Source organism: Kocuria arenosa, assembly GCF_042879215.1.
In the GTDB taxonomy this organism is placed as follows: Bacteria; Actinomycetota; Actinomycetes; order Actinomycetales; family Micrococcaceae; genus Kocuria; species Kocuria arenosa.
The window spans coordinates 121886-135578 of sequence record NZ_JBHZTA010000009.1 but is presented as its reverse complement, the minus strand read 5'-3'; the positions used below and the strand labels follow the sequence as shown (position 1 = coordinate 135578).

The 13693-nt window shown below is 66.2% G+C and carries 13 protein-coding genes; 11 read left to right on the top strand and 2 right to left on the bottom strand.

Going from position 1 to position 13693, the window contains the following annotated elements:
• The first annotated feature begins 19 nt into the window (after window positions 1-19).
• From ACFYE3_RS15350 to ACFYE3_RS15340, 3 genes are all read left to right on the top strand, one after another.
• Window positions 20-1558 carry a SulP family inorganic anion transporter gene (locus ACFYE3_RS15350; protein WP_387610543.1) on the top strand — a complete coding sequence of 513 codons (1539 nt, stop codon included), beginning with the start codon at window positions 20-22 and terminating at the stop codon, window positions 1556-1558.
• A gap of 97 nt (window positions 1559-1655) precedes the next feature.
• Window positions 1656-3737 carry an acyltransferase family protein gene (locus tag ACFYE3_RS15345; RefSeq protein ID WP_387610541.1) on the top strand — a complete coding sequence of 694 codons (2082 nt, stop codon included), beginning with the start codon at window positions 1656-1658 and terminating at the stop codon, window positions 3735-3737.
• A gap of 101 nt (window positions 3738-3838) precedes the next feature.
• Window positions 3839-4747, top strand: a complete 909-nt coding sequence (locus ACFYE3_RS15340) for a DUF1963 domain-containing protein (RefSeq protein ID WP_387610539.1) — start codon at window positions 3839-3841, stop codon at window positions 4745-4747.
• Between the two features lie 394 nt (window positions 4748-5141).
• Here ACFYE3_RS15340 and ACFYE3_RS15335 read toward each other — a convergent pair whose 3' ends face one another.
• Entirely contained in the window at window positions 5142-5735 is a 594-nt protein-coding gene (locus tag ACFYE3_RS15335) for a recombinase family protein (RefSeq protein ID WP_387610537.1), read from the bottom strand.
• Window positions 5736-5986: 251 nt separating this feature from the next.
• On the opposite strand from ACFYE3_RS15335, the gene ACFYE3_RS15330 reads away from it, so the two are divergent.
• The 5 genes from ACFYE3_RS15330 to ACFYE3_RS15310 all read left to right on the top strand — a co-directional run bounded on the left by ACFYE3_RS15330 (window position 5987) and on the right by ACFYE3_RS15310 (window position 8975).
• A complete protein-coding gene (locus ACFYE3_RS15330; RefSeq protein ID WP_387610535.1) occupies window positions 5987-6430 on the top strand; it encodes a hypothetical protein in 444 nt (147 codons plus the stop codon).
• Window positions 6427-6738, top strand: coding sequence for a winged helix-turn-helix domain-containing protein (locus tag ACFYE3_RS15325; RefSeq protein ID WP_387610533.1), 312 nt, complete (start codon window positions 6427-6429; stop codon window positions 6736-6738). The genes ACFYE3_RS15330 and ACFYE3_RS15325 overlap by 4 nt, the downstream gene beginning before the upstream one ends.
• Before the next feature lie 272 nt (window positions 6739-7010).
• A complete protein-coding gene (locus tag ACFYE3_RS15320) occupies window positions 7011-7433 on the top strand; it encodes a hypothetical protein (RefSeq protein WP_387610531.1) in 423 nt (140 codons plus the stop codon).
• Between the two features lie 377 nt (window positions 7434-7810).
• A complete protein-coding gene (locus tag ACFYE3_RS15315; RefSeq protein ID WP_387610529.1) occupies window positions 7811-8026 on the top strand; it encodes a hypothetical protein in 216 nt (71 codons plus the stop codon).
• Window positions 8027-8279: 253 nt separating this feature from the next.
• Window positions 8280-8975 carry a response regulator transcription factor gene (locus tag ACFYE3_RS15310; RefSeq protein WP_387610527.1) on the top strand — a complete coding sequence of 232 codons (696 nt, stop codon included), beginning with the start codon at window positions 8280-8282 and terminating at the stop codon, window positions 8973-8975.
• 84 nt (window positions 8976-9059) lie between these two features.
• Here the strand turns inward: ACFYE3_RS15310 and ACFYE3_RS15305 are convergent, their stop codons facing one another.
• Entirely contained in the window at window positions 9060-9401 is a 342-nt protein-coding gene (locus ACFYE3_RS15305) for a hypothetical protein (protein ID WP_387610525.1), read from the bottom strand.
• Window positions 9402-9837: 436 nt separating this feature from the next.
• On the opposite strand from ACFYE3_RS15305, the gene ACFYE3_RS15300 reads away from it, so the two are divergent.
• Genes ACFYE3_RS15300 through ACFYE3_RS15290 form a run of 3 tightly spaced genes read left to right on the top strand, consistent with a single transcriptional unit; the run spans window position 9838 to window position 13638 of the window.
• Window positions 9838-10872, top strand: a complete 1035-nt coding sequence (locus ACFYE3_RS15300) for a CBASS cGAMP-activated phospholipase (RefSeq protein WP_387610523.1) — start codon at window positions 9838-9840, stop codon at window positions 10870-10872.
• Window positions 10859-11881, top strand: coding sequence for an SMODS domain-containing nucleotidyltransferase (locus ACFYE3_RS15295; RefSeq protein ID WP_387610521.1), 1023 nt, complete (start codon window positions 10859-10861; stop codon window positions 11879-11881). The genes ACFYE3_RS15300 and ACFYE3_RS15295 overlap by 14 nt, the downstream gene beginning before the upstream one ends.
• Complete coding sequence (locus ACFYE3_RS15290) at window positions 11878-13638, top strand: ThiF family adenylyltransferase (protein WP_387610519.1); 1761 nt, start codon at window positions 11878-11880, stop codon at window positions 13636-13638. Before ACFYE3_RS15295 ends, ACFYE3_RS15290 begins: the two co-directional genes overlap by 4 nt.
• Window positions 13639-13693 lie beyond the last annotated feature (55 nt).

Genomic DNA, 13693 nt, shown 5'->3' with positions numbered 1-13693 from the left:
CACCGGATCCCTTCCAGTCATGAGTCCGGCCGAGGAGGACCAGAAGGCCCCCGGCCACCTCGAGCTGACCCCCGAGCAGCGCCAGTCCGTGCTGGGCACCCTGCGGTCCCCGCGCCGGCTCAAGACCGAGGTCCTGGCCGGCCTGGTGGTGGCTTTGGCGCTGATCCCCGAGGCCATCGCCTTCTCCCTGATCGCCGGGGTGGACCCCCAGGTGGGCCTGTTCGCCGCCTCCATCATGGCCGTGACCATCTCCTTCCTGGGCGGGCGTCCGGCCATGATCTCCGGGGCCACCGCAGCCACCGCGCTGGTCATCGCCCCGCTGGTGGCCTCCCACGGCATCGACTACTTCATCGCCGCGGTGATCCTGGCCGGCATTTTCCAGGTGGTCCTCGCGCTGGTCGGTGCCGCGAAGTTGATGCGCTTCATCCCGCGCTCGGTCATGGTGGGCTTCGTCAACGCCCTGGCCATCCTGATCTTCACCTCCCAGATCCCCGAACTCATCGGGGTGCCCTGGCTGGTGTACCCGCTCACCGCCCTGGGCCTGGTGATCATCTTCGTGCTGCCGCGCTTCACCAAGGCGGTTCCGCCCCCGCTGGTGGCCATCGTCGTGGTCACTCTCATCGCCGTCCTCGCCGCGATCATCGTGCCCACGGTCGGCGACAAGGGCGAGCTGCCCGACGCGCTGCCCACCTTCTTCCTCCCGAACGTGCCGCTGACCCTGGAGACGTTCCAGATCCTGGCCCCCTACGCCTTCACCATGGCCATCGTGGGACTGCTCGAGTCCCTGATGACGGCCAAGCTCGTCGACGACGTCACCGACACCCACTCAAACAAGACCCGCGAGTCCTGGGGCCAGGGCGGGGCGAACATCATCACCGGCTTCTTCGGCGGCATGGGTGGGTGCGCGATGATCGGCCAGACCATGATCAACGTGCGTGCCTCCGGGGCCCGCACCAGGATCTCCACCTTCGCCGCCGGCGTGCTGGTCCTCGTGCTGGCCGTGGCCCTGGGCCCGGTCGTGGCGATCATCCCGATGGCCGCGCTGGTGGCCGTGATGATCTTCGTCTCCTACGCCACCTTCGACTGGCACTCCATCCGCCCCACCACCCTGTCCCGGATGCCCCGGTCGGAGACCATGGTCATGCTCTCCACCGTGGTCGTGACCGTGTGGACCCACAACCTCGCCATCGGCGTGATCGTCGGCGTGCTGGTCGCCATGATCGCCTTCGCCCGCCGCGTCGCCCACATGGTCACCGTGGAACGCACCGTGCAGACCCACTTCGGCGAGGAGATCGCCAAGTACACCATCAGCGGGGAACTGTTCTTCGCCTCCTCCAACGACCTCTACACAATGTTCGACTACGCCGGGGACCCGAAGCACGTGGTCATCGACTTCTACGACTCCCACCTCTGGGACGCCTCCACGGTGGCGGCCCTGGACTCGGTGACGGACAAGTACGCCCACTACGGCAAGGACGTGGAGATCGTCGGCCTGAACCAGGCCAGCCGCCGGATGCGGGTACGCCTGGGCGGCAGGCTCAACAACGGCGGGCACTAGCAGCACCGGAACCGGTGCCGGGCCCTTTCTGAGGGGTGGCCCGGCACCGGTTCGGCAGCTCTCCACCCGCCACCGACCCGGACAGGCACCGTCTCTCATGACGCACCCGACACCGACCGCCACCACGACACCGGCCGTTCCCGCCCCCCGGACCCGGCACCGCCCGGACCTGCAGGGTCTGCGCGGGGTGGCGGTGCTGCTGGTGGTGGCCTTCCACGTGTGGACCGAGAAGGTCTCCGGCGGGGTGGACGTCTTCTTCGTGCTCTCCGCGTTCCTGCTGACCGGTTCCTTCGTCCGTCGGATCGAGACCGGCCGGTCCCTGGCGGTGCGGGCCTACTGGGTGCGGACCTTCGCCCGGTTGCTGTGGCCGGTGGCGGTGATGCTGCTGGCCGTGCTCGCCGCGGTGTTCCTCTGGTTCCCGCCCAGCCGGTGGGCGGAGCTGCTCACCCAGGCCTGGGGCTCGCTGTTCTACGTCGTGAACTGGGTGCTGGCCGCCCAGGCCGTGGACTACTACGCCGGCAACACCGCGGCCACCACCCCGCTGCAGCACATGTGGTCGCTGTCGATCCAGGGCCAGGTCTTCCTGGCCTGGCCGCTGCTGCTGGCCGGGACCGCCGCCGCCGCCCGGTGGACGGGAATCCGGTTCCGCCCGGTGGCCTGGGGTGTGTTCGCCGCCGTGTTCGCCGGCTCGCTGGCCTGGTCGGTGATCGCCACCGCCACCGCCCCGGAGGCCGCCTACTTCAGCACCCTCACCCGCCTGTGGGAGTTCGCCCTCGGCTCGATGGCCGCCCTGGTGCTCGCCACCACCGGCACCTCGAGGACGACTCCCCCGCACTGGACCACCCTGGCCCGGGTGACCGGGGTGATGCTGGGCTGGGTGGGGCTGACCGCGATCGTGGCCACCCCGTTCCTCATCAGTGCCGACATCCGCTTTCCCGGCACCATCGCCCTGGCCCCCACACTCGGGGCGACCGCGATCCTGCTCGGCGGGGCGCTGGCCCCGGACTCCCGGGCCGGCGTCACCCGGCTCCTGGCGGCTCGCCCGCTGCAGTGGTTCGGGGACCGCGCCTACGGGATCTACCTGTGGCACTGGCCGCTGCTGATCCTCTACCTGCTGCTCACTGCCCGCGACACGGTCCCGGTGCTGCACGGGCTTGGCATCATCGCCGCTTCCGTGCTGTTGACCCGGGCCACCGCCCTGCTGCTGGCCGGCTGGCGCGCCCTGCCCGGGATCCGAGCCGGGCACGGGATCCGACTGATCGCCACCGGAATGCTCGTGGCCCTCCCGCTGACCGGAGCCCACAAGTACACCGTCCTGCGCGATCCCACCGCCGGAGTGGAACGCACCGCGGAGAACTACCCCGGGGCCGCGGTGCTGCGCGGAGAGGTGACCGACGTCCCGGACGTGCCGATCATCCCCACCGACGCCGAACGCGAGCACGAATGGGGCGACACCGGCGCACGCTGTGCACCCGGGGAGGTCCCCGCCGGCATCGGCGACCTCGGCAACTGCTGGGTCATCGAACCCGACGACGGCGCCACCCCCGAACGAACCCTGGTGGTGATCGGGGACTCCCACGCCCAGCAGCTGCTCACCCCGATCCACCGGGTCGCCGACGCCAACGACTGGCGGGTGTTCTCCTACCTGCGCATGGCCTGCCGGTACACCTCCGAGTCCGGCAACCGCGACGAGGAGTGCAACGAGTTCAACGCCGCCACCCGCCAGGCGGCTCTCGAGGCCGACCCCGACGCCATCGTCACCATCGGCACCCTGTCCCTGGCCGAGGCCCCGCATGAGAAGCTCGTCGACGGCTACGAGGACGGGGTCACCCCCTTCCTGGACGCCGGGATCCCGGTCCTCGCCTTCCGCGACAACCCGCGCTTCCCCTTCAGCATGTTCGCCTGCGTGGAGACCTACGGCCCCGACCACGACCGCTGCAACCCGGCCCGCTCCAAGTCGCTGCTCCCCATCAACCCCCTGGAGGACGTCGCCGCCCGGCACGAGGACCTGCACGCCATCGACCTCACCGACCGGCTGTGCACCGACACCACCTGCCCCGGGGTGATCGGCAACATCCAGGTCTACATGGACCTCGACCACGTCACCTCCACCTACGGCGAGACCCTCGCCCCCGACGTCGGGGCGCGGATACTTGAAGCCCTCGACTGGGAGCGTTAGCCGAGGTTCTCCGCATCACCGGGTGGTCCGGGAGGTGAGCCGCGGTCCTCTCCCTAGATCAACCGCCGATAAGATCACCGAACACTTCGAACGAGGACGTGATGGCCAAGAAGCTCACCGTGGAAGCACCCCTGCACGGTCCCTGGGGTCAGATCCAGGCATGGTTGCAGTCCGGCCCACCGGATGCGGGACAGCTGCTGGAGGCGGTGGCCTGGTCGCCGGTGCTCACCGACCAGTCTTTCGAGCCCGGCGACGAGGAGCTACGTGAGCTGTGGACCACCGGGGGCTGGATCAGCTGGCTGGGCGGGCCTGCGGCCGCGCCCCTGGATGACTGGCCCCGGCGGGCCGACGGTACGGCTCTGGCCCACGTCCTCACTCTGGACCTGTCCGACCTCGACGGGGTCGTTGACGCCCAGGGCAAGGCCGTGTGGCCCGGTTTGCGGGAAGGCCTGCCGGCCGAAGGAATCTTGGAGGTTTTTTACGACCTGACCAGCTTTGGTGACCAGCTCGAGGACGCAGCCGGCGGCGCTTGGCTGGTGCGGTGGGTTCCCCACCCCGACCGCACCAGTCTGGTGGAGCCCCCCGCCGACGTCGAGGTTCCAGCCCCGGCATGCCAACCTGTCATAGCTCTGCCAGGGTTCACGCTGCCTCCGGCGGCGGATGCGGCAGGCGGTCCGGTGACCGCATTCGAGACCGCCGATGCCCTGGAGGAGTCACTCCAGCGGGCCTGGCTGGCCCATCGCACAGGATCCGCCGACGGGTACCCCACCCCGGTCAGCCACATCTACGGACACAGTCAGCACGGAGAGATCAACGCCCGAGCCCTGCTGGCGACCCTGCTGCCCCTGACCGAGCCCGGTGACGAGCACCGCCTGATCGTGGATCTGGAGAGCTGGACCGCCCTGGAAGGCTGGTTCGGTGACGCCGGCAGCCTCGAGGTCTGGATGCGCGCCACCGACCTGGAAGCCCGCGACTTCACCCGGGCGTGGTGCCTGATCCGCACCGACTGACGTTCCTACACCGGGACCGGCCTCTGTCCACCAGCACGCGGACGCGGCCTAGCCAACGAAGTCCAGCTCTTCCCTCACACGGGCAACAACACGACTGCCCACGGTGTCCTCGCACTAACATTCACGCGCCGCTGTCCACCACGCCCAAAACCCACGGGGATGAAGCCCTCGTCCACCAGTTTTTTTTCGCCAGGACGCCGCCACTCATCGCCAAAAGCCACACGCTTCAAGCGCGGCTGGGTAACGCACGATAGGGGGACCGCAGCTGGGCGCTGACATGCTCCCTGGGGAGCCCCAGGGGTCCGCTGACTACTGATGCCCGTTTGACCCGCCCGGTGATATGCCTGCTGAGGGGACGACATATGCATCATGGCTTCAATGGGCCAGGACGACCTCAGATAGTGGTCGCTTGCGGCAGCTCCCGGATCCGCCGGTAGAGGGTGGCCCGGGACATGCCGAGGTCGCGGGCGACCTGGGTGGCCGGCTCCCCACCATCGATGAGCCGGAGGGCGTTGCGGATCTGGGAGTCTGTGAAGGTCTGACGGCGTCCGCCGAGGTCCTTGCCGGCGGCCCGGCGCTTGGCCACGGAGTCGGTGATCCGCTCCCGTTTGATCTCCAACTCCATCTGCGCCAGCGCGGCCATGACGGTGAAGACCATTGACCCCATCGGGGTGGCGGTGTCCACGTCTCCCCCACCGAGGTTGAGCACCCTCAGCCCCGCATCCCTGCCCCGCAGTGCTTCGGCGAAGGCCAACATGTTCTGCGTCGAGCGTCCCAGCCGGTCCAGCGTGGTGATGACCAATGTGTCGCCCTCCTCGAGCGCAGCCACGGCACGGTCGAACTGTGGACGCGACGCGCGGCCTCCAGACACTCCACTGTCGACATAGATGTCATCGCGCCGCACGCCGGCAGCCAGGAGGTCAGACACTTGGCGGTCTGCGTCCTGTTGTCGCGTCGACACACGTGCGTACCCGATCAGCTTCCCCATGTCCACCTCATCTGTCTCGCAACTGACGTTGAGTATCAGATTCTAGGGGCACGGATAAAGCACATAGATGCGAGACACGCTTAGCCGCGGAAACATGCGGGCGCAAATTTTCTGGACGAGACGTCTCGCATCCCATGGCTTGAGCGACGCGACGATTCGACTGGCCGCACCTGACTCAGAGCAAGTACTTGCTATATCGACAAGTACTTGCTTTGATGATGTCATCACCGAATCTTCTCCAGGAGGACCCCATGAGCCATCACCTCACCCCCGAACAAGCCCGCGGACAGCTGGCCACCATCCAGGCGCGCACCCTCGACACCTCCCGTGACCGTGCGGTGCATGCCGGGGCAACGGCGGTGTTCGGGGTGGCCTCGGCCCTGTACATGGCTGCGCAGAACATCTTGGCCGACTGGGTGAGTCACACCGTGGGCACCGCGGTGTTCGCGGCCGCCTGGTTGGTGACGGTGTGGTGGATCGAGCAGGTGGCGCGCACCGTGCCGCGCCGGGCCAAGGTGTGGTCGCGGGGCGGGATCGTGGCCTCCTTCGTGCTGACGCTGACCGTGGTGCTGCCGTGGTTGAACCTCTCCGCCCAGACCGCACCCAATACCTGGCCCATGGTCGCCGCCGGGGCGACCGCCGCCGCGGTTCCCGCCGTGGTCGCCGCGGCCGTGATCCGCTGGGGGTCCAAGTGAGCACCGCCGAAGGACAGCACGCCCGGCACCGGTTGGACGAGCTCATCCACGCCCCGGTGCGCTTGAGCATCGTCGCGGCCCTGGCCCAGGTCGACGAGGCCGAGTTCGCCCGCGTCCGGGACACCGTGGAGGTCTCGGACTCGGTGCTCTCCAAACAGGCCACCCAGCTCGAGGCCGCCGGCTACGTGAAGATCCGGAAGGGCTATGTCGGCAAACGCCCCCGCACCTGGCTGTCGCTCACCCCTGCCGGGCGCACCGTCTACACCGGCCACCTGGACGCCCTGCGCGCCATCGCCGAGGGTCTGTAGAAGTCCCGCCGGCCCACCTCCGGGGCAGCACGGGCAAGAGCGACCACCCTGCTCACCCTCGCCGGAAGGACTCGATCAAACCCTGCCTGACGAGACGTCTCGCATCCCTTGGCTTCGAAGACACTCCGCCGTCCCACTGGTCAGCTTGCTTTCGGAGTTATCAACTTGCCCTAGGGTGGATGACTGGCTTGGGCTCCCCCGAGCTGCCCGGTGTGGTCCCGCCCCCGACCCTCACCGCGGTCCCACCCTGCAACGATGCACCGGAAAGAAGCATGAACACCTCCACCACCGGGGCCCTGGCCATCGAACTCCAACCCCACTCCCCCACCCAGTGGATCGCCACCTATTACCCCATGGTCGACACCCCGGCCGGTCGCTGGGCCGACGTCACCTGGGTCCTGCACCAACACCTGATTGCGGTCACTGCCGATTCCCGGCAGCCGGCACGATGGCTGGACGCGCGCAGCGCAGACTCCGGTCATTGCTGTTACACCAGCCATCAGGCCTGGAGGCAGCCGCTGGCCGCCGGCTACGCAGCAGCCCTGGCCGTCTACGAGGCCGAGGCCATCGAGAGCTCTCTTTCGCCTCAGGATGCCCAGCACATCCGTGACAGCGCCGTCGTGATTCCGGCCGGACAGCTCGCGGAATGGGTGCTCGACGATCTCCAGGACGAGACCTCGGGCCTGCGCGGCTGATCCAGCGCCGGCACCAAGCCGCCACGTCGCCCCCGACAAGGAGGCCCGGTTCCCCCGGTGTGCCTTGAGGCAGAGGCCCCAGCATCACGCCGGGGCCTCTGCTGCGCCGGTGATGTTAGCCCACACCCCAGTGCGCCCCTGACACTACCGGCCAGTCCGCCTGACCGGCCTCGTGCAAGCCGCGACTCCGACCGCACCGTGCCGCACCAGAGGGCCGACCGGATACACCGCGCGTCAGGACGATCCACTAAGCGCACCTGGTGTGCACCTGCTCGCGTGCGGGGCTATCTACTGGTGCCACAGGGGTGGTGAAGCAGCCCGCCGCCCCTCTTCACCACGCAGGCTCCCTGCCGGACCCCGACACTGAAGGAGCCCCCATGCTCGACGCCCTCGCCGCCCAGCAAGCCCGCCTGCTGCACCACACCCTTGTGGGGGCCGGGATCTCGGTAACCCAGCTGTGGTGGCACTACTTCAGCCTGGGCGGCAACGCCCGCCAACTGGAAGTCGACGCCTACGTCCATCAGGCCCTGCACCTACCCCGCCTCGATCGTCAACTGCTCGACCACGCCGCCGAGGAACTCCTCACCGACTAACCGCAACACCAGCCCGACGAATCTCCGGCGGCTCCTGCCCCAGGACCTCGCGCAGCCTCAGCGGCATCGCGACACAGCCCTCACCACGCACTCCAAGCATGGCTTCCCCGGTGGTCTCGCCACCTAAGCATCTAGTAACCCATGGATTCCCTGACGTACGTGTGCCGACAAACACCGTCTGAACGCCGCAGCTGCTATGGCGAGGGTCTTTACACTGACAGCTCAGGCCGTACGCCAGAGTGGAGACACACGAGTGGTCCAGATCCTGATGCTGACCGACACGGACGGTCCCCCAGCATCGGTGCTGCCGGCCCTGGAGGTGCTCAACCACAAGGTCACGCTCACCCCGACCCGCACCGCCTCCGGCAGCCTCGAGGACCGCGATCCCGACGTCGTGATGCTCGACGGGCGCACCGACCTGATCACCGCCCGCAACCTCGCCCAGCTGCTCACCACCACGGGCCTGACCGCCCCGCTACTGATGGTCCTCACCGAGGGCGGGATGGCCGCGGTGGCCGCGAACTGGATGGTCGACGACGTCGTGCTGAACACCGCTGGCCCCGCCGAGGTTCAGGCCCGGCTGCGCCTGGCCTCCTCCCGCACCGCCGAGGTCGTCGAGGACGACACCCGCATCCGCGCCGGCTCCGTGATCATCGACGAGCACGCCTACTCTGCCCACCTCAACGGCGTGCCGCTGAACCTGACCTACAAGGAGTTCGAGCTGCTGAAGTTCCTCGCCCAGCACATCGGGCAGGTCTTCACCCGCGCCCAGCTGCTCAGCGAGGTCTGGGGCTACGACTACTACGGCGGCACCCGCACCGTGGACGTGCACGTGCGGCGCCTGCGCGCCAAGCTGGGCGCCGACCACGAGCACCTGATCACCACCGTGCGCAATGTGGGCTACAGCTTCACCAAGGTGGACCTGTCTCGCAACCAAGACGCCTCATAACTCATGACCTGCGAGACGCGCCAACGCGCCGAAAGCTGATAAGACTCGGTCTCACCCGCCGGCGAACCCGCACCGGATGCGGTGTCAGTCGGTGAAACGCTCGTAGGCACTCTGCCGGGAGGTGTTCAACGCCCAGCCGACCCCGGCCCAAGAGGCCCCGCTCCCCCGGGCGTCCTCCACGGCATCGCGCAGCGCCACGCCGGCCCCGCGCTCGAGCAGGCGCAGGAACCTCACTCGCTCCAAGGCGCGGTCGGTGCTCTCCTCAGTCTTCGCGGCGGCCCACGCCTCGGCGGCCATGCGCAGGAACTGGGCTACAGCCACTCCGTCGCGGTCGTCCACTGGCACGGAGTGATCAGCCAGGGCGGCCCCCAGCTGCCACGCCGCGTGCGGGGCCGCCACGCCCTGCTGTCCATCGTGCTCGAGCACGTCCACCTCCGGTGTCATGAAACCCTGACACTGTCAGGATTCCCTGACATGACGGCAAGGTCAAGCACCAGAGCAGGAAGCAGAGCGCGCACTTCCTCGCGCCGGCTCAAGTCTGGCAACTAAGACGTCGCGCAACCCTTACGTTGCGCACCAACAGGCCGACGGACGGCGGATGATGATGCGGGGATTGGCGGGGAAAATTCCGCCCGCGTATGTGGACTATACAAATAACTCGTTGCAGCACGAACAGGCCGGGAGACAGGACGGTTCCCACGCATGCCACTGACACAGCAGGCCGGCCCTCGTCGCGGAAGGGCGTCGGATCGGCCAAGTATCTTAAGTACATGCTTGCCATTCGCGAATCCCTGTTCCGGACCGGCCCACGTCTTACGAAGCGCGACCCCGGAGTTTTCCTGGTTGAAGAGGCTGGATGCCTGTGAACTCCCTGCTGGGCGCATCAGAGATCGGCGAAACGACACCTTCTCGCTTTCAGATACTCGCCCTCGACGGAGGCGGTGCGAAGGCTCTGTTCACCGCACATGTCCTGGCGCGCTTGGAGGAGGATCTTCAGGCCAACATCCACGAGTCCTTCGACCTCATCACGGGCACCTCAGCGGGCGGAATCGTAGCCCTTGCCTTGGGCGCGGGACTGCGACCGGCTGAGATCGTGGAGCACTACACCGAACTTGTCGAGGCCGTCTTTCCTGCCTCACGACGCCGATGGTGGCGACGCCCTCGGCAGCTCAGTGCCCCGATCTACGACGATGCAGCCCTGCGCTCGGCCCTCATGGACGTACTGGGCGATCGGTTGCTCGGGGACAGTACGAAGCGCCTTGTCATCCCATCCTGGGATGTGCAGACCAGCGGCGTCCACATCTTCAAGACACCTCACCATCCCCGTCTCGTGCGGGATTGGCGCATCCCCATGGTTGATGTCGCAATGGCGACCTCAGCGGCCCCTATATATTTCCCCGCCGCTAGCGTGGACGGACAACGTCTGATCGACGGGGGCATCTGGGCGAATAATCCCTCGATCGTGGCCGTGGCCGAGGCGGTCAGCATGCTCGACGTAGCCCTTGAGGACATCCGTGTCCTCAATGTGGGAACCATCGACCAGCGCACGGACCACCCGAAGCGGCTGGATTCCGGAGGTTTCTTGAACTGGGCGACGCCCATCGCTCCGCTCATCCTTACCGCCAGCAGCCGGGGAAACCAGGGCCTCGCCGAGCATCTCATCGGCAAGGATCACTACAGCCGCTTCGACGCTCAGGTTTCCGGAGATCTCTACTCCCTGGACGCAGCCGCTCCGAAGGACCTCTCAGGGCTGGCCGCTGCAACCAGCCGGCACCTTAGCCCTATCTTCGCCAACCGTTTCGCCGACCACCGCGCCGTCCCCTACCACCCCCTGGCCGGCGTGAAGAACCCCAGTGCTAGTTCCACCCCCTTGGAGGACCCCCATGCAGCACACTGACCACTTCGATGTCCTCCTAAAGGACACCGTGAACTTGAGTCAGCCGAAGCTTGACGTGCTCTCTGAGCGAGTCGAGGCGATCTATCAGGCACTCCGCAAGGACGAAGAGATTGGCTCGCTCGTCCAGGACAAGCTCCCGCAGGGCTCATGGGCCCACCGGACCATCATCAACCCGGTAGGGAACAACGAGTTTGACGCCGACTTCATGCTCCAGATGGAAGAAAACCCAGATTGGTCAGACAGCCCGAAGACGTACGTCGAGCAGGTCTACGCCGCACTCCACCGCAACAGCACATACAAGAACATGCCGCACACCCGTAAGTGCCGATGCGTGCAACTGACCTACGCCAACTCCATGCACGTCGATATCGTCCCCTATCTCACGCTTAGCAACGGGCGACAGGTCATCGTCAACCGAGACGAGGATGACTGGGAGGACACCAACCCCGAAGGGTTCACTGCCTGGATGCATGACAAAGACGGGGTGGCCGGCGGCAACTTGCGCAAGGTCATCCGCCTGATGAAGTATCTGCGCGACCACAAGAACTCGTTCACCGGCACCCGCTCGATCATCCTGACAACCCTGCTCGGCGAACAGGTCGCCTCCATCCGGAAGCTCAACGAGCCCGGGTACTACAGCAACATCCCAACCGCCCTGTTCCACATCGTGCGAGATCTCGACGAGTGGTTGCAGGAGCGACCTACGAAACCTTCCATCGTGGACCCGTCTGGGGCCGCCGCCCCTGATGGATCGCGGGTGGCCTTTGACCACCGATGGGACCAGAGCACCTACTCGTACTTCCGGGAGCGTATCCACATCCACGCAGCCGAGATTGAGGCCGCCTACTACGAGCCGGACAAGGAGGAAAGTTTTCGGCGATGGCAAACAATCTTCGGGGATGGCTTCAAAGCGCCGGAGCCTTCGACGAACGGACGTAAATTCCCCGCCTCCGCTTCAGCAGCCGCGGTGGCTACCACCACCGTCGGGCGCTCCGGCCGCGCAGGGTGACCAAACGGCGCAAACCGACCGTCACACTCAGCGGTTGGCAAAAGCAGGCGATCGCTGAACTCAAGGCCATCGTCGGCGATCAGGGTGACGTCCTGCGCATCAGCCAGAAACCTACACTTCGCTCCGATGGGATGGCGGTGCTAAAAATGCGCGTGGCCACCTCGGAAATCGCGACGGTCCCCGGCGGACTGCCCCTTGAGGGTGTCGAGGAGTTCGTCGTGGGCATTGCGGCTTCGCCCTTGATCCCACCTCGCGTAGAGGTCGAGCACGTCCGTTTCAGCGGTTTCCCCCATGTTCTCCAAGGCCAGCGACTGTGCCTCTACCTTGATCCATCGAGAGAGTGGAACCCTCTCGGAGGCATTGCAGCCTTCCTCAACCGCCTCTGGGACTGGCTCACTGATGCTGCCGGCGACAAGTTCGATCCGTCCAAGGCCATGTACCACGCTGTGGGAGGGGTGCTCCATCAAGCGGAAGGCACTCCCACCGTTGTGGTCCGCACAGCAGGACCACCGTCAAGGTTGCAAACAGCCCACCTGATCGAGCGATCACCATATCGATTTGACCTCTGCTACGGGCCCTCTAACGGCGATCACCTTCGCCTTCCAGTCATCACGCTTCACACCGCGCTGCCCTACGGAGCCAGCAGCACCCTTGCCACGATGCTTGCCTCCATTGACGACTCCTATCTACGCAGGTTCGAGCACCGACAACCTAAGATCCAGCCTCAGTCGCCCGGTCTACTAACCGCTCTAGCCGCCAGTGCATATCGCAACCCCCACGACTCAGCGCAGTATTTCGTTCTGGCGGTACCACACCCCCTCGGCGGGGCCCCGCAACTGCTGTGCGGACGGCTCCCCGGCTCAACAGCCAACGCGTTACGTCATGTCGTCGCGGAGCGAGGAACCGCGATCACGATCGATCCCTCCGAGATCAATCCCGATATCCCGGTCGAGTGGTGCCACATGTCCGACGAACGCCCAGAGGTCACCACGCGACGCGACAGCAACAGACCTGTCAACAGTTTCCAGGACAAGAAGGTCCACGTCTGGGGATGCGGCGGCATCGGATCATGGATGGCCGAATTCATCACACGCGCCGGCGCCGCCCACATTACCCTTTGCGACCCCGGAGCCATCACAGGCGGTCACCTCGTCCGACAGAACTACCTTGAAGAAGACATCGGGACCACCAAGGCACACGCCCTTGGACGTCGGCTTCAATCAATCCGGGATGACATCACGGTTGAAGTCGCAGAGGGACTGATTCCTGGGGACCCTCAAACCGTCATCGCCGACACAGACATCATTATCGATGCCACCGTCAGCATTGCCATAGGCCAGTACCTTGACGGCCTGGTAACAGCACATGGCCGCAAGGCCATTCTGGCCCAGGTGGCGACAGATTCCCTGTCCGGAACCTTGGGCATGCTCACCACTGTTGCTCCTGGAACAGATATGGCGCTCACAGAACTGGATCACAAAGTAGGGACTTACGTCACGGCCGCCGCAGACCTCGAGCTCTACCACTCGCTCTGGCAGGAACCACTCAGTGGGCAGGAACTCATACCAACCCGAGGTTGCTCAGTGCCCACATTCCACGGATCGGCGGCTGACCTAGCTGCCATTGCGGCCTCCTTGGTTTCCCTCCTTGGCCTACAGCTCTCCGCGCCAAGCTCCGGAACGCATCTGATTGCCCTACCTCACGCAGATCATGGGCCCCGCCATCGATTCGTCTCAGTCGGCGGGCTCGTACCGTAATGGATTGGGGAGACGTCGATGTTGACTGTCCCACTATCAAGGAAGTGGGACAGCC